Annotated in this window: 13 protein-coding genes; 7 read left to right on the top strand and 6 right to left on the bottom strand. The window is 46.1% G+C overall.

All coding sequences use genetic code 11. From position 1 onward, the window contains the following. Nucleotides 1-119: 119 nt before the first annotated feature. On the bottom strand, nt 120-767 hold the full coding sequence (locus BLP80_RS02235; protein WP_090539717.1) for a DedA family protein: 648 nt from the start codon (nt 765-767) through the stop codon (nt 120-122). Nucleotides 768-1172: 405 nt separating this feature from the next. Here BLP80_RS02235 and BLP80_RS02230 point away from each other — a divergent pair, with 405 nt between their 5' ends. Continuing rightward, complete coding sequence (locus BLP80_RS02230) at nt 1173-1943, top strand: alpha/beta fold hydrolase (protein WP_218120346.1); 771 nt, start codon at nt 1173-1175, stop codon at nt 1941-1943. A 181-nt stretch (nt 1944-2124) separates the two neighbouring features. Here the strand turns inward: BLP80_RS02230 and BLP80_RS15060 are convergent, their stop codons facing one another. Then, the gene (locus BLP80_RS15060; protein WP_143002207.1) at nt 2125-2322 is read right to left on the bottom strand and encodes a hypothetical protein; all 198 of its coding nucleotides are present in this window, start codon (nt 2320-2322) and stop codon (nt 2125-2127) included. A 194-nt stretch (nt 2323-2516) separates the two neighbouring features. Between BLP80_RS15060 and BLP80_RS02220 the strand changes: the two genes are divergently transcribed. The 6 genes from BLP80_RS02220 to BLP80_RS16560 all read left to right on the top strand — a co-directional run bounded on the left by BLP80_RS02220 (nt 2517) and on the right by BLP80_RS16560 (nt 10781). Beyond that, nucleotides 2517-4955, top strand: coding sequence for a type I restriction-modification system subunit M (locus BLP80_RS02220; RefSeq protein WP_090539713.1), 2439 nt, complete (start codon nt 2517-2519; stop codon nt 4953-4955). Continuing rightward, a complete protein-coding gene (locus BLP80_RS02215; RefSeq protein ID WP_090539711.1) occupies nt 4946-6247 on the top strand; it encodes a restriction endonuclease subunit S in 1302 nt (433 codons plus the stop codon). Before BLP80_RS02220 ends, BLP80_RS02215 begins: the two co-directional genes overlap by 10 nt. Then, a complete protein-coding gene (locus BLP80_RS02210; protein WP_090539709.1) occupies nt 6244-9336 on the top strand; it encodes a type I restriction endonuclease subunit R in 3093 nt (1030 codons plus the stop codon). Before BLP80_RS02215 ends, BLP80_RS02210 begins: the two co-directional genes overlap by 4 nt. Then, nucleotides 9326-10051 (top strand): M48 family metallopeptidase, encoded by a 726-nt coding sequence (locus tag BLP80_RS02205; RefSeq protein WP_256324917.1) that lies wholly within the window; start codon nt 9326-9328, stop codon nt 10049-10051. The genes BLP80_RS02210 and BLP80_RS02205 overlap by 11 nt, the downstream gene beginning before the upstream one ends. 316 nt (nt 10052-10367) lie before the next feature. Next, a complete protein-coding gene (locus tag BLP80_RS02200; protein ID WP_090539707.1) occupies nt 10368-10568 on the top strand; it encodes a helix-turn-helix domain-containing protein in 201 nt (66 codons plus the stop codon). Nucleotides 10569-10580: 12 nt separating this feature from the next. Continuing rightward, entirely contained in the window at nt 10581-10781 is a 201-nt protein-coding gene (locus BLP80_RS16560) for a helix-turn-helix domain-containing protein (RefSeq protein ID WP_143002211.1), read from the top strand. Nucleotides 10782-10987: 206 nt separating this feature from the next. On the opposite strand, the gene BLP80_RS02190 is transcribed toward BLP80_RS16560, so the two are convergent. The 4 genes from BLP80_RS02190 to acs form a co-directional block, all read right to left on the bottom strand. Then, a complete protein-coding gene (locus tag BLP80_RS02190) occupies nt 10988-11350 on the bottom strand; it encodes a septal ring lytic transglycosylase RlpA family protein (RefSeq protein WP_090539704.1) in 363 nt (120 codons plus the stop codon). Nucleotides 11351-11543: 193 nt separating this feature from the next. Beyond that, on the bottom strand, nt 11544-12608 hold the full coding sequence (locus BLP80_RS02185; RefSeq protein ID WP_090539703.1) for a hypothetical protein: 1065 nt from the start codon (nt 12606-12608) through the stop codon (nt 11544-11546). Between the two features lie 199 nt (nt 12609-12807). Further along, nucleotides 12808-13773, bottom strand: a complete 966-nt coding sequence (locus BLP80_RS02180) for an MBL fold metallo-hydrolase (protein WP_090539701.1) — start codon at nt 13771-13773, stop codon at nt 12808-12810. A 57-nt stretch (nt 13774-13830) separates the two neighbouring features. After that, a complete protein-coding gene (gene acs / locus BLP80_RS02175; RefSeq protein ID WP_090539790.1) occupies nt 13831-15801 on the bottom strand; it encodes an acetate--CoA ligase in 1971 nt (656 codons plus the stop codon). Between the last annotated feature and the right edge of the window lie 150 nt (nt 15802-15951).

Below are 15951 nucleotides of genomic sequence, written 5' to 3'. Positions count from 1 at the left end.
ACAAAAAAAGAGATCACTGAATGCGTTAAGGTTTTCTACAGTCAGATCCACAAATAGGCTTGATTGGGCTTGATGTTGTCAGTTTTTTTGATCCAAATAACTGAGTAAATCAATCAACTTCAATCTACTTGATTATTTCTTTTATAGCGATGTTTGAGATATTCAATTACAGGTGGCGTTACCGATAGAACGATAATTGCCAGAATGACGAGCTTAAAGTTTTTTTGTACAAATGGGAGTTGTCCAAAATAAAATCCGGCATAAATAAATAATCCGACCCACAGCACGGCACCGATTATGTTATAAACAATGAAGGTACGATAAGGCATAGTTCCAACACCTGCAACGAATGGAGCGAATGTGCGAATGATGGGAAGAAAGCGTGCAATGATAATTGTTTTACCTCCGTATTTGAGGTAAAAGGCGTGGGTCTTGTCTAGATACTCTCTCTTGAAGAAGCGGGATTCTTGTGAGGTAAAAACTTTGGGTCCGATTTTTTTACCTATCCAGTAATTCACAGTATCTCCCAAAATACCTGCAATGCATAATCCAACAAGTAAGATATGTGGATTGAGTTGCGAGTTTTGCAACGACGCGAGGGAACCTGCAGCGAATAATAGAGAGTCGCCGGGCAAGAGGGGAAGCACGACAAGCCCAGTTTCGCAAAATATAATCAGGAAGAGAATTCCATAAATCCATAATCCGTATTCTGAGGAGAGTTCTTGAAGATGCTTGTCAATGTGGAGAATAAAATCAATAAGAAACATAGGTATAGGAAAAAATAGCTTTCTTTTTTCAAGAAAAATGTACTAAAAGATTCAGCATGCTATCAAACACATTGATAAGCAGTCAAAAAAGGTTTCTCTTCTACTACATATTGGCCGCACCTGAGAGCGTCGATAGACCGAAACAGGTAGTGAGAGAAACGCAACCAAGGAATACCGCGAGGTAATCTACTCAGTCCGATAGTGGCAAACATCTACCTTTGGATACTCTCAGACAAAAGGCTATAACTCTTGGATTTTTGATGTTGCTTTAGGCAATGACAGCTGGCTTTTGATCACTCAACTGCAATTTTGATTAAGTATTCGACTTTACGTATATTTTACTATTATAAATAACGTTTATTTTTTCTATACCTCATGCCTGAGATTCAAGTTAACGGAGCAAAATTGCATTACACAGATGAGGGGACTGGGCCCGAGACCCTCATGTTTGCCCATGGCCTGCTGTGGAGTGGCCAAATGTTTGAGGCACAGATCAATGCTTTCAAGGATCGCTACCGCTGCATCACGTTTGATTTTCGTGGTCAGGGACAGAGTGAAGTTACCCGCGACGGCTATGACATGGACACTCTCTATCGGGATACCGCTGCATTGATTGAGGCATTGGGCTGCGTTCCCTGTCATTTTGCTGGGCTTTCGATGGGGGGCTTTATTGGGATGCGGTTGGCAGTTAGCCGACCAGAGCTTCTCCGATCATTGATCCTGCTGGATACATCGGCTGACCCAGAACCGGAGGAAAACGTACCGCGCTACAATCGACTTAACTTCGTCGCCCGCTGGTTGGGTCTGAGGTTGGTCATCTCCCCGGTCATGCGGATCATGTTCGGTCAGACGTTTCTTACCGATCTCAACCGCACCGCGCAGAGAGAAGAGTGGGAAAAGCGTTTGATCGCCAATCATCGTATCGGTATTACCCGCGCAGTCAGGGGTGTGGTGGATCGCCAGGGCGTTTATGACGAGATCGGTGGAATCACTATTCCCGCCCTGATCATCGTCGGTGAGGAAGATGTGGCTACTGTGCCGGCTAAAGCCGAGCACATCCAATCCCAAATAGTCGGATCACGCCTAATCAGGATTCCCAGAGCAGGACACTCTTCGACTATCGAGGAACCAGAAGCGGTTAATGCGGCTATCAAAGAGTTTCTCAATAGCTTGTAAGGGTAGTGTTGGTCCTTCTCTATGCTAAGCAAAAAGGAGAGTGAGTCTTACATACAGGGCCACGAATAACTGCTGGTAACCGATCCTTAAACTCATACCGTTCTCATGGGTGGGCGAAAGACGCTCATAGCGAGACTACCCATTAGCTCATTAGTTGATGAGGGTCAACTGCAGCTGGGAGTCATGCTGCTGCCATCAACATCTTCAGTAGAGATAGTGAGTTGGCACCGGATATCGAGTGCACGAACTCGCTGGATATTGCTGCTATCGCCATTGGTGTCATTATCGCACAAGCCGTCGTGGAGGCAGGATTTGCCAAGCCCGGCAACAAGCTTGCCAGCGCGACATGCATGCTCAGATCGCTACGTTCTTTCGTCACTATGATGAGAGCCTGCAAAACAGGCTGATAGATCGCCTGGCCAGCCTTGAGACTGATCCGATCAAATAGGGAGTACGCTGTTCAGGACTGAGGATGGCAGGATAGCTTACGTTGTAGACTTCCTATCATTTGGATAATTTCGGACATTGCAGTACATTGCTGTAATTTTTTGTACCTTAAAGCAATAAAAACACATGGCAATCAAGAAATCTGAGCTTTATTCTTCCCTTTGGTCGAGTTGTGATGAACTGCGCGGTGGTATGGATGCCAGTCAGTACAAAGACTACGTGCTGGTCATGCTGTTCATCAAATACGTCAGCGATAAATACGCCGGTCAGCCGTTTGCACAGATAAAGATTCCGCCAGGGGCGAGTTTCAAAGATATGGTGGCGCTGAAAGGCAAGCCGACTATTGGCGATGACATCAACAAGAAAATCATCGCGCCGCTTGCCAATGCCAACAAATTATCCAGCATGCCAGATTTCAACGATCCAGAAAAACTCGGCAGTGGCAAGGATATGGTGGATAGGCTCAGTAACCTCATCGCCATTTTTGAGAACAAGGCGCTCGATTTCAGTAAGAACCGTGCGGAAGGCGATGACATTCTCGGGGATGCCTACGAATACCTGATGCGCCATTTCGCCACCGAGAGCGGCAAAAGCAAGGGGCAGTTCTACACGCCAGCGGAAGTAAGCCGCATCATGGCGCGCATCATAGGCATCGATCAAGCCGAAACCACGGCATCAACCACGGTTTACGATCCGACCTGCGGCTCCGGTTCACTGCTGCTAAAAGTGGCTGATGCCGCCAAAACTAAAGTAACGCTGTACGGCCAGGAAAAAGATGCCGCCACTAGCGGTTTGGCGCGCATGAACATGATTCTGCATAACAACCCCGGCGCGGAAATCAAGCAGGGCAACACGCTCGCCAATCCGTTGTTTCTCAGCGAGCAGGGCAGTTTAAAGACGTTCGATTACGTGGTCGCCAATCCGCCGTTCAGCGACAAGCGCTGGGGCAACGGGGTCGATACCGAAAACGATCCCCATCAACGCTTTGCAGGATTTGGCATCCCACCGGATAAAAACGGCGATTACGCCTATCTGCTGCACATCATCCGTTCGCTGAAAAGCCGCGGCAAAGGCGCGTGCATTTTGCCGCATGGCGTGCTGTTCCGTGGCAATGTCGAGGCGGCTATTCGCGAGAATATCATCCGCAACGGCTTGGTCAAAGGCATTATCGGTCTGCCTGCCAACCTGTTTTACGGCACCGGCATCCCCGCGTGCATCATCGTGATCGACAAGGAAAACGCGCAAAACCGCAAAGGGATATTCATGATCGATGCAGGCAAGGGTTTCATGAAAGACGGCAACAAAAACCGCCTGCGGGAAATGGATATCCACAAAATTGTCGATGTCTTCAACAAACAGACCGAAACCGAAGGCTACAGTCGTATCGTGTCCTTCAGCGAAATCGAAAAAAACGAATTCAACCTCAACATCCCGCGCTATATCGACAGCTCTGAGCCCGAAGACCTGCAAGACATCGAAGCCCATTTGCTGGGCGATATTCCGCAAGCCGATATCGACGCGCTGCATGAATACTGGAACGTATGCCCCAACCTGAAAGCGGCATTATTCACCGAGGCCAAACGCAGCCCGAATTATCTGAGCTTGAAAGTGAGCAAAGACGCTATCAAGCAAACCATTTTCGAGCACCCCGAGTTTGTCAGCTACATAGGCGACATGAACCAGATATTCAGTCAGTGGGAAAAGAACACCACCGCCACCTTGAAGGCACTGCAAGCCGGTTTTCATCCCAAAGAAATCATCCACCCAATCAGCGAAGCCTTGCTCGCCACCTACCAAGGCCGTGCGCTGATCGACCGATACGATGTTTACCAGCACCTGATGAATTACTGGTTCGAGGTGATGCAGGATGATTGTTACCTGATTGCCGCCCCGGTTGAAACAGGCGGGGGCTGGCAAGCCACCACTTACCGCATCGTGGAAGAGAAGAAAAACAAGGACGGTCAAGTTACCAAAACCATCTATAAAGGCTGGGCTTGCGACCTGATTCCCAAAGCGCTGGTCATTCACCGCTACTTTGCCGAACAGCAACAGGCGATTGATCAGCTCAATGCCGAACTGGAAACGCTGCAAAACCAGAAGACCGAGATGGAAGAGGAACAGGGTGGTGAAGAGGGAGTATTTGCCGAGCTGGATAAGATCAACAAAGGCAACATCCATGCACGGTTGAAAGAAATCAAAAACGATCCGGCATTCGGCGAGGAAGCAAAGCTCCTCAAGCAATACCTGCAACTGCTGGAACAGGAAGCTGCGACCAAAAAAACCATCCATGCCGCTGAAGCCGAACTGGATGCCGAATTACTGGCGTTCTACCCGACACTCACCGAAGAGCAGATCAAGCAACTGGTGGTTGACGATAAATGGATGGCCACCATCGACAAGGACATTCATTCCGAGATGGATCGCATCAGCCAGTGCTTGGCGCAACGCATCAAGGAGCTTGCCGAGCGTTATGAAACGCCGCTGCCGCAGCAAAACCAGCAGGTGGCGGCGCTGGAACAGGCCGTCAATGCGCACCTGCACAAGATGGGGTTTGCATGGAACTGAAGCCGGGTTACCAGCAGACTGAGGTGGGGGTGATTCCGGAGGATTGGGTAATCTGCCCAATTGGAGATTTAGTAGAAGGGTTTCGTGGAGGGGCTCCATTTAAGCCTTCTGACTTTACCGATTCAGGTGTAAGTGTGTTGCCAAAAGGGGGAGTTATTCGCGGAGGTATTTTAGATATTAAAGAAAATGATAAACAGTTCTGTTCCCCAAGTTTTGCCGGCACTCATTTGAATAATCAGATAGATTCTGCTTATACAATTGTTGTACTTCGAGACCTTGTTCCAAGTGGCCCAAGTATAGGTTTGATGGTAAAGATACCAACATCAGAAATTTATGTTCTGGCTCAGGGTGTTTATGGTTTTAAAGTAAATAAGCAAGTGGTTGCCGGATATCTGATTCAGCTTTCGAATACTTCTTCTTATCGGAAGTTAATGAACTCTATCATGGTGGGAAGTACGCAAGTTCACATAACCAATACTTCCTTCAAATTGGCTAGAATACCTCTACCACCAACCAGAACCGAACAAACCACCATCGCCAACGTCCTCAGCGATGCCGATGCCCTGATTCAATCCCTCACCCGCCTCATCGCCAAAAAACGCCAGATCAAACAAGGTGCCATGCAAACTTTGCTTAATCCTTATGAAAATGGGCAGTTGAAAGCAGGGTGGGTGGTGAAGAAGTTGGGGGACATTGGAGTATTTACCAAGGGTTCTGGTGTAAGGAAAGATGAAGCACAAAGCGGATCATTGCCGTGCATTAGATATGGGGAAATATATACAAGGCATAATGACTATATAAAAAAATTCCACTCATTTATTAGTAACGATATTGCTAAAACAGCAAAACAGTTAAAGAAAGGTGACTTGCTATTTGCAGGCTCTGGGGAAACAAAAGAGGAAATTGGTAAATGTGTTGCTTTCCTAAATGAAAGCGTTGCATTTGCTGGCGGTGATATTGTGATACTAAGTCCAATCTCAATAGATTCTCTATTTCTTGGATATTACTTAAATACAAATACAATAAACAAACAAAAGGCGAGTATGGGGCAGGGAGACGCAGTGGTACACATTAGTGCGACTGCGCTTGCTAATATTGATATAGCGGTCCCCGAGAAATCTAAAGAACAAACTCGCATCGCCATCCTCCTCTCCGACATGGACACCGAAATCGCCGCGCTCGAAGCTAAACTCGCCAAATACCAGCAAATCAAGCAAGGCATGATGCAGAACCTGTTGACTGGCCGTATCCGGCTGGTGAAACCGGAAAACAAAACTGGAGCGGTTGCGTGACTACCAGTCCGTTCAGCAGCGATTCGGTCAGCAAATCCGAACGCGCGACGCAAAACCGTGTCGTGAAGCTGTTCCGCGAGCAATTAGGCTACACTTATCTCGGCAATCTGGAAGACAAGCCGGATAACAGCAATATCGAAGTGCCGCAATTGGTGCAATATCTGTCAGCCAGAGGCTACAACCGTGAGCAAATCAACAAAGCGCTGGATAGATTACAGACGGCGGCCAATAACCACGATCAGGATTTGTATCACAACAACAAGGCTGTCTATCAACTGCTGCGTTATGGTGTGCAGACTAGAACGGAAGCCGGACTGCCCACGGATACGGTACATGTGATCGATTGGCGGCATCCCGAGCAAAACGACTTTTACATCGCGGAAGAAGTAACCGTATTCGGTGAAAAGGAAAAACGCCCCGATGTCGTGCTGTACGTCAACGGTATCGCCATCGGCATACTGGAACTCAAAAACAGTCGTGTTTCGATTGGCGATGGTATTCGTCAAAACCTGGTGAATCAGAAACCGGAATTTATCGGTGCCTTTTTCAGCACCATCCAGTTCGTGTTTGCCGGTAACGATTCCGAAGGCTCGCAATACGGCACCATTGGCACGCCGGAGAAGTTTTTCCTCAAATGGAAGGAAAACGAAACGGACAACAACGGCTACAAGCTGGATAAATACCTTTCCAAAATGTGCAGCAAGCAACGGCTGATCGAATTGATGTACGATTTTGTGTTGTTCGATGGTGGCGTGAAGAAATTGCCGCGGGTGCATCAGTACTTTGGCATCAAAGCTGCGCAAGCGCATGTGCGCCGTAGGGAAGGGGGGATTATCTGGCACACCCAGGGCAGCGGCAAAAGTATCGTCATGGTGTTATTGGCCAAGTGGATACTGGAGAATAATCCGCATGCGCGCATTGCCATCGTGACCGATCGTGATGAACTGGACAAGCAAATCGAGCGTGTTTTCAGGGATGCCGGGGAGCCGATTTACCGCACGCACAGTGGCCGCGACCTGATGGCGCAACTGGGGCAGGCCAGACCTCGCTTGCTGTGTTCGCTGGTGCACAAGTTTGGCAGGCGCGATGTCGATGATTTTGACGCGTTCATCGAACAACTGCAAAGCCAGCCCAGTTATGCCGTCGGGGAATTGTTCATTTTCATCGATGAATGCCACCGCACGCAAAGCGGCAAGCTGCATAAAACGATGAAAGCGTTGCTGCCCAGCGCGGTGTTCATCGGCTTTACTGGTACGCCATTGTTGAAGAAAGACAAAGCGACCAGCCTGGAAGTGTTCGGCAAATACATCCATACCTACAAATTCAACGAAGCCGTGCAAGATGGGGTGGTGCTCGATCTGGTGTATGAAGCCCGTGACATCGATCAGCGGCTGAGCTCGCAGCAAAAAATCGACGAATGGTTTGCCGCCAAGACCAAAGGATTGAATGATTTCCAGAAAGCCGAACTGAAAAGGAAATGGGGCACGATGCAGAACGTGCTCAGCTCCAGATCGCGCATGGATAAGGTGGTCACCGATATCGTCGGAGATTTCAGCGTCAAGCCACGCTTGAGCACCGAGATGGGCAATGCCATTCTGGTGGCTTCCAGCATTTTTGAAGCCTGCCGCTATTACGCGCTATTCCAGGCAACCGAACTGAAAGGCAAATGCGCGGTGGTGACTTCGTACAATCCGCAGTCCAGAGACATCACCACCGAAGAAACGGGCGCGAATACCGAGACGGGCAAACAATATATCTATACCACCTATGATGCATTGTTGAAAGATGTCAAAGCCGATCCCGGAAAAACCAAAACGGAAACCTACGAAGACCGGGTCAAAAAGCTTTTTGTCGATGAACCGGCAAATATGAAGTTGCTGATCGTGGTCGATAAATTGCTGACCGGTTTTGATGCGCCCAGTTGCACTTATTTGTACATCGATAAATCGATGCAGGATCATGGATTGTTCCAGGCCATTTGCCGCGTGAACCGGTTGGATAGCGAAGATAAAAAATTCGGATTCATCGTGGATTACAAGGATTTGTTCAGAAAGCTGGTGAATGAGAAAGGCACCGGCGCGATTCAGGTGTATACGGAAGAACTGGATTACGATCAGTTTGAAGCCAAGGATTGCGATATCCTGATGCAAGACCGGTTAACCAAAGGCCGTGAATGGCTGGACAATGGTCTGGAAGAGTTGGAACTGCTTTGTGAAAAGGTGGAGCCGCCCAAAGGCGATTTGCAACATATCCATTACTTCTGCGGCAATACCGAAATCCCGGAAGACCTGAAGTCACGCGAAGTGCAACGAACGGCTTTATACAAAGCAACCGCCAATCTGATTCGTGCTTATGCCAACATCGGCGACGACATGGAAGCTGCCGGTTATAGCCCAAGCAATATTGAACATATCGAGAGCCGCGTGGATCATTACCTTAAACTGCGTGACATCATCAAAAATGCCGCTGGTGAAAAGATTGATCTGAAAGCCTATGAAGCAGACATGCGCTATTTGATCGACCGTTATATCCAGGCGGAAGAATCTGAAGTGATCTCCCCGTTTGCCGATATGCCCATTTTGGACATTATCGAGAAAAGTGGTATCGCCGAGGCGATCAACGCCATGCCCGACGGAATCAGAGCCAATCAAGAAGCGGTGGCTGAAACCATCGAAAACAATGTGCGCAGCCGGATCATCAAAAACCAACTGCTTGATCCAGCTTACTTTGAAAAGATGTCAAAATTGCTCGATGAAATCATCAAACAGCGCAAACAAAACGCGATCAATTATCAGGAATACCTGAAAAAGATTGCTGATCTTGCCAACAAGGTTGCGACAGAGCAACCGGACGATATGCCAACGTCCCTGAATACCAAACCGAAGCAGGTGCTGTATAGCAATTTAGGCAAAAACGAAGCGTTGGCGTTGCAAATCAATGACGCGGTGATGGGCAGCAAGCAGGATGGGTGGCGCGATAATCAGGCAAAAGAAAACGAGATTAAATACGCGGTATTCAAAGTCGTAAGCGATGTCGAAGAAGTCGAGCGCATTTTCGCTATCGTCAAGCAGCAACAAAGTGACTACTGAAATCCTGAACATGAAATTGAATGACCTGGATGTCGAAATCGTTCAGAAAAATATCAAGCATGTCCATTTATGCGTCTACCCGCCAGAGGGTAGAGTAAAAGTCTCTGCGCCGTTCAATATGACACACGACACTCTCCGGGTGTTTGTCATCTCCAAACTAGCGTGGATCAAGAAACAGCAATTAAAGTTTCGTTCTCAGGAACGGGAAGCACCCCGCGAATATATTGACCGTGAAAGCCATTATGTCTGGGGAAAGCGTTATCTGCTCAAAATTGAAGAAACAGAAGCGCCGCCAAAAATAGAACTCAAGCACAACAAGCTGGTACTTTCAATTCGATCGGAAACAAGCCAAGAAAGAAAGCAGGCGATTCTGGAAGCCTGGTACCGCGAGAATCTCAAGCAGGCCATTCCCGCATTGATTGAAAAATGGCAATCACGCATGAGTGTGCACGTTAACAGATTCTATGTGCAAAGCATGAAAACCAAGTGGGGCAGTTGCAGCTATCATTCGGGCAGTATCCGGCTTAACACTGAATTGGCCAAGAAACCGCTGGCTTGCCTGGAATATATCGTTGTGCACGAAATGACCCATCTGCTGGAACCCACTCACAATAGCCGTTTTATCGGATTGATGGATCAATTCATGCCGAAATGGCGGTTTTACAGGGATGAACTCAACAGATTGCCGGTCAGGTATGAGGAATGGGGGTATTAATCGCCTGCGCAATACATCGGGTAGCTCTGATCCAAGCTAGTGCAAATTAAGCTTCACGATGGATTGGTATAATTTCTGCTCCATACTTTAATTTGTCTAGATATACTTCTAGTGAATCACAAATTGGTTTAAGTTAGTACAGCATAGCCGTGAATATATTAGAATTTAGATATGTCATCACGTTACCAGCTCACTGCACAAGAAATCACAAGAAATTGCCAATTTAGAGGCGGCGCACCGTCAAACCTCAGACAAGCGTTATGCTGACCGGCTAAAAATAGTCTACCTGCTAGGAAAAGGCTAGTCGGTTACTCAAGTGGCTGAAGCGCTCATGATTGATCGGGAAACCGTGCGTAATCACTATAAGCGTTATCGCAAGGGAGGGTTGTCGGCACTCCAGAAGTCTGAGGTTGGCAGTAGCGAGTCTTTTCTGAATGAGCTGCAGAGGCAAGCATTGGATCAGCATTTACATAAAAATCTGTATTTGACTGCCAAAGAAATCGCGCATTATGTCTAACAAACCCGGGGTATCTCGTACAGCGAAAGCGGCATAACCCAATTATTATGCCGAATGGGCTATGTTTATAAAAAGCCGAAACTGGTGCCGGATAAGGCTGATACCGGGAAACAACGCGTCTTTGTGCAATGCTATGAAGCACTCAAAGCAAGCAAAGCCCCGAAGACCCTATTTATTTCATGGATGCCACTCATCCCCATCATAATCCGGTAGCCGGTTACGGATGGATCAAACGCGGCCAGGATCGCTAACTACCTTCTCCCAGCGGGAGAAGGCATTGATGCCGAATTTTGAAGTGAGATGAGTATATATTCAACATTAGAATGTGATTCTCGGTCGAGTGCTAGGACTACTGACAGATGCCTCCATAGCGCTGCATCAGTTTGAATTGAATGACTATATGAATATATGGCCTTGTTTTACTTAACTGCTTCAAGGTTAACATGAACTCGGCCTTTTTTTATAAAGCCCAGTTCTGCTGCCGCACGTTTGGTAACATCGATGATATTGTTGTTGTGAGGAGCCATACGATCATTTATTTTAACGACTATACTGCGATTGTTTTCAAGATTAGTAACTTTCACAAGCGTTCCATAAGGGAATTCATTATGCGCTGCCGTAAGATTACTTTGATCGAAAACTTCGCCATTAGCTGTTTTCCTGCCTTGATACTTGTCACTGTAATGAACAGCATAACCTATTTTAGCTAGTGTAATGCTTGATCCAAGGGTCAAATAAATGATTCCTCCTGTAAATAGCATTAAAACAAAGTGTTTCATCATATTTGATGTCCTTCAATGTGTGATTGATAGAACGTTTAAACATTCTTCAGGATGCAGGTAAGTTAAAATTACTTATTGATCAGGTTGTGTTAGGTGTTGGTCGGATTGTAGCCAGTATTCTCATAAGTCATTGGTTCATCAATCAACTCAATACGAATAAACTTTGAATATAATCTGGCAGGATCAATGGAATTTACTGATTAATTAAATCATTCATGTTCATATACAATTGCTTTTTGCACTCTTCTTCTCTGCCTATCAAATCGATCCATCCCACCGTTCTGATACATTCGTTATATTCGAACTGTACGTCGCTTTGCTTCTGAATCAAATCAATTGAACCCGAGAGTTGTTTGATGTGCGCAACAATTTTGTCCATATTGATGTTCTCGACAGCACCTTCTAGGTGATCGATACTTTTTTGAGTTTCATCGAGTTTATGTGATGATTCTCTGTCTATATCTCTAATTTTATTATCAAGTTCTTGCCCCGCTTTGCTAGTGTAATTTCTCAGCTCATCAATGCTCCTCTGAGTAAGGGTAGCTAATCTTTCTTCGTATGTTTTGAATTCATTCTGAACAAAAAAGTTGATTTCTTGCTGGAATGTTTTTAAAGAATGATCAAATGCTTGATTGAGGGATTGCATTTTATTTCCAATGAGATGACTGATATCGCCATCAATTCGTTTTACAATATCATCAGAAATCTTATCGACAGGCTCTCTTGTATTGATGATTTCTCCTTTTGCTTCATTAAGGCTCGATTTGATTTCATCAAAAAACAATTTTTGCTTATCTTCATGAAGGCGCAATGATTGCTTTTCATTTTCAGCAATCAGCCATGAAATGAGTATCAGTTCTTTTTTCTCTTTCTGCTCGAGATTGTCAATCGTTTCTTCCAGCATGCTAGAAGCCACTTCTTTATCGGCTAGATTCTCAATGTGGTTAAGTTCTGAAGCATTCAGCAATCCTTTCAAGCGAGTTTGCATTTCGCTAATGTTTGTCTGTGCCTTGGATAGGGCGGCAGATTGGCGGAATAATTCATAAGGCAGGAACAGTAAGGTGAGCAGCAGGCAAACAGTGTAGGTTACGATTTTCCACTTTCTATTTTGTAGAGTGAAACTGAAGCCGAACAGGACAAGAATCAGAATAACCGATGGTGTCAGAATTGATGCGATTTCAAACCAGCTTCTGTCTGTGATCATGCTTAAGGAAAAAGCATTTATCCATCCAGCGATAGACTCATTCAACTTATCCATTGATTACTCCCTGTAAGACCATAAAAATTAATAACAAGAAATGCTTTTTGATATTTTTCTTATCTGTAAGGTATCCGCCGATAATCTATAACTGTAAATAACTTTGATGATATAGGCTATCAATTTTTGAGTCTGACGATAATCAGATCGAATAGGGATGTCATGAAATATGTAGAAGAGTTATAACCGTGTTTGATCATTACTGCTTATTTGATTTCTCAGATTGATCCAGCCATGTTTCTAATCCCATGGCGTTGAGTTCAATATCGAGGCGCAATAATTCATAAATCGCTGTGGGTGACCAAGTGCAGCCGTGTATTGCAAGTCGCTGACATAATAATGTTTTCAAGGCCTGTACAATAAACTCGCGCCGATCTGAGGTTTTGTTAATTGCTTGATTGGCTATGTTGACAAATGCATCGATCAGTTCGTGCATTTGCGTTGCATGGTGAGGTAAATGACCAATACGGCTATAGTGTGTCAAAAAAGCGTATTGCGGCTGATAGCTCATGATCCGATTCAAAGAAGCATGAGCAGCATTAGGGTCAAATTGTACCGGTGTCGTAGTTGGAAAAACGAATTCAAGACCATCTACATCAAGCTCTCGATAAGAAACGCCAAAGGTGTCTCCAGTAAAAAAAGACTGACTCCGCTCATCGAAAATGCAATAGTGATGACGGGCATGGCCAGGGGTATCGAGCAACAATAATGATCGACCATTCAGGTCGATACGAGTTTCATCAGGCGCTTCAATAACGCGGTTTTCGTCAATGGGGGAAATTTCACCATAGAGACGCCTGAATTCAGCTTCCCCATAAACAGCCATTACACCGGCAATCAGTTTGGCAGGGCTAATCATATATTTTGCGCCGCGCGGATGCACGACCAGTTTGGCATTGGGCAGCAGTCGCATGAACTCGCTTGCACCACCGGCATGATCCAGATGGATGTGTGTGAGGAATACATAAGCCACTTTCTCGGGAGCAAGCTGTTTATTTTGTAGCACTTGCATGACACCTGGCACGGAAAATTGAGTGCCCGTATCAACTAAAGCGGCAATACCGTTCTCAGTAATCAGGTGAATCGCTGCGCGGCCAGAGCGATGGTACTCCGCATCGATAGCGCTGATTCCGAAATCGTAGTCGATTATATTGGGTAGATTCATGTTTATTTCGATGGAATGCTTGGAGCTGTATTAAACTAAAAAAAGAGCTCTTTCAGCTCAACTGATGGATTGTTTGAGTTGGTCAAGAATGGCAGGATTCTCGAGAGTGGATATATCTTGAGTAATTTCTCCTCCTTTGGCAAGAGAGCGGAGCAGTCGCCGCATGATTTTACCTGAACGTGTTTTAGGTAGATTATCACCAAAGCGGATTTCTTCAGGCTTGGCAATGGGTCCAATTTCGTGTGCTACCCACTCCCTAAGAGAGTTGGCTATTTCAGAAGCCTGATCGCCATGGGGGCATTTACCTCTCAGTACGACAAATGCAACTACGATTTCTCCCTTGATTTCATGCGGCTTTCCTACGACGGCCGCTTCAGCAACCAGCGGATTAGCTACAAGGGCTGATTCAATTTCCATGGTTCCCAGACGATGGCCGGATACATTCAGGACATCGTCAATGCGTCCCATGATCCAGAAATAGCCATCTTTATCACGATGGGCTGAGTCACCTGCCAGATAATATTGACCACCGCCAATATCTTGGGGAAAGTAAGTTTTCTTGAAACGCTCCGGGTCTCCCCATAGTGTGCGGATCTGTGAAGGAAACGGTCGTTTGATGACCAAGAATCCTCCTTTTCCCTGTTCAACGTCATGACCTGCTTCATCGACTACTGCAGCGCTAATTCCAGGTAAAGGGAATGTGCATGAACCAGGCTTGAGGGATATTGCACCAGGGAGCGGTGCGATCATATGGCAGCCGGTTTCGGTTTGCCACCAGGTATCTACGATCGGACAGCGGGATTGACCGACTACAGTGTAATACCACATCCAGGCTTCAGGATTAATTGGTTCACCCACGGATCCAAGCAGACGCAGCGAAGATAAATCATATTGACTGGGTAGATCTGCTCCTAGCTTTATCAATGAGCGAATTGCAGTGGGGGCAGTATAGAAGGTGGTGACTTTGTGATTTTGTATGATTTTCCAAAAGCGTCCAGCATCGGGATAAGTAGGCACGCCTTCAAAGATGACTTGGGTTGCTCCCATGGCCAGAGGACCATACGCTACATAACTATGACCGGTAATCCAGCCGACATCGGCAGTACACCAAAAAATATCCGTTGGTTTATAGTCGAAAACCCATTGCATGCTGATCATCACACCTAGGAGATAACCGGCTGACGAATGTTGTACGCCTTTTGGCTTGCCCGTGGAACCGGAAGTGTAGAGTGTAAACAGAGGATGCTCGGCGCCGACCCATTCTGGCGTGCAGTCGGTCTGTTTATCCTGGATGAGGTCATGCCACCAGATATCGCGACCGGTCTGCCATGACGTGTCAACACCCGCATGTTTATAAACGATGACTGATTTGACTGAATCTGTACCACCCATATTGATAGCCTCATCGACAATCGCTTTGAGGGGGTGATTTTTGCCACCACGCGTTTGCTCATCAGCGGTAATAACGGCTACCGCACTGGCGTCAACGATACGTTCGTGTAAGCTTTTAGCAGAAAAACCACCAAATACGACTGAGTGAATAGCGCCGATGCGTGCGCATGCTTGCATGGCGACAACGGCTTCAATACGCATGGGCATGTAAATGATAATACGATCGCCTTTTTTAACATTAAGCGCTTTCAAACCGTTAGCAAACTGACAAACACGCTGATACAGCTCACGGTAGGTGCAATGACTCACACTGCCATCATCAGCCTCAAAAATAATAGCTACTTTGTCCGGTTGACTAGCAAGGTGCCGATCAAGGCAGTTATACGAAATATTAAGTTGACCGTCCTCAAACCATTTAAAGAAAGGAGGGTCTGAATCATTCAGAGTTTGTGTAAAAGATTTATGCCATAGGATATGCTTTTGTGCCAGTTTGCTCCAGAAACCTGGGTAATCTTTCTCAGCCTCAGTACACAGTGCTTGATAAGCTGCCATACCAGCCAGATTGGTCTGTTCAACAAATTCCGAGGAAGGAGGAAAGATGCGTGTTTCATGTAGTACGGATTCGATGGTAGACATAAGGCAATCCTTTATTTCATTATTTTTGGGACGAATGATGAACAAGAAAATTGTACCATTCATGGAGCTTGAAGGAAGTTGCTCTTAACTATATGGCTATATTTATTACGCTTGAATGACAATCTACTGCTTAATTCTGCTTTATGGGAT

The organism is Nitrosomonas sp. Nm132 (assembly GCF_900100485.1).
Taxonomy (GTDB): domain Bacteria; phylum Pseudomonadota; class Gammaproteobacteria; order Burkholderiales; family Nitrosomonadaceae; genus Nitrosomonas.
The sequence above is the reverse complement of the archived record's forward strand: the minus strand, read 5'-3'. Positions and strand labels throughout refer to the sequence as shown.

Bases quoted from the DNA above. Each gene is read 5' to 3' on its own strand.
- BLP80_RS02235 (WP_090539717.1), bottom strand. From the start codon at position 767: ATGTTTCTTATTGATTTTATTCTCCACATTGACAAGCATCTTCAAGAA.
- BLP80_RS02220 (WP_090539713.1), top strand. From the start codon at position 2,517: ATGGCAATCAAGAAATCTGAGCTTTATTCTTCCCTTTGGTCGAGTTGT.
- BLP80_RS02215 (WP_090539711.1), top strand. From the start codon at position 4,946: ATGGAACTGAAGCCGGGTTACCAGCAGACTGAGGTGGGGGTGATTCCG.
- BLP80_RS02190 (WP_090539704.1), bottom strand. From the start codon at position 11,350: ATGATGAAACACTTTGTTTTAATGCTATTTACAGGAGGAATCATTTAT.
- BLP80_RS02185 (WP_090539703.1), bottom strand. From the start codon at position 12,608: ATGGATAAGTTGAATGAGTCTATCGCTGGATGGATAAATGCTTTTTCC.
- BLP80_RS02180 (WP_090539701.1), bottom strand. From the start codon at position 13,773: ATGAATCTACCCAATATAATCGACTACGATTTCGGAATCAGCGCTATC.
- acs (WP_090539790.1), bottom strand. From the start codon at position 15,801: ATGTCTACCATCGAATCCGTACTACATGAAACACGCATCTTTCCTCCT.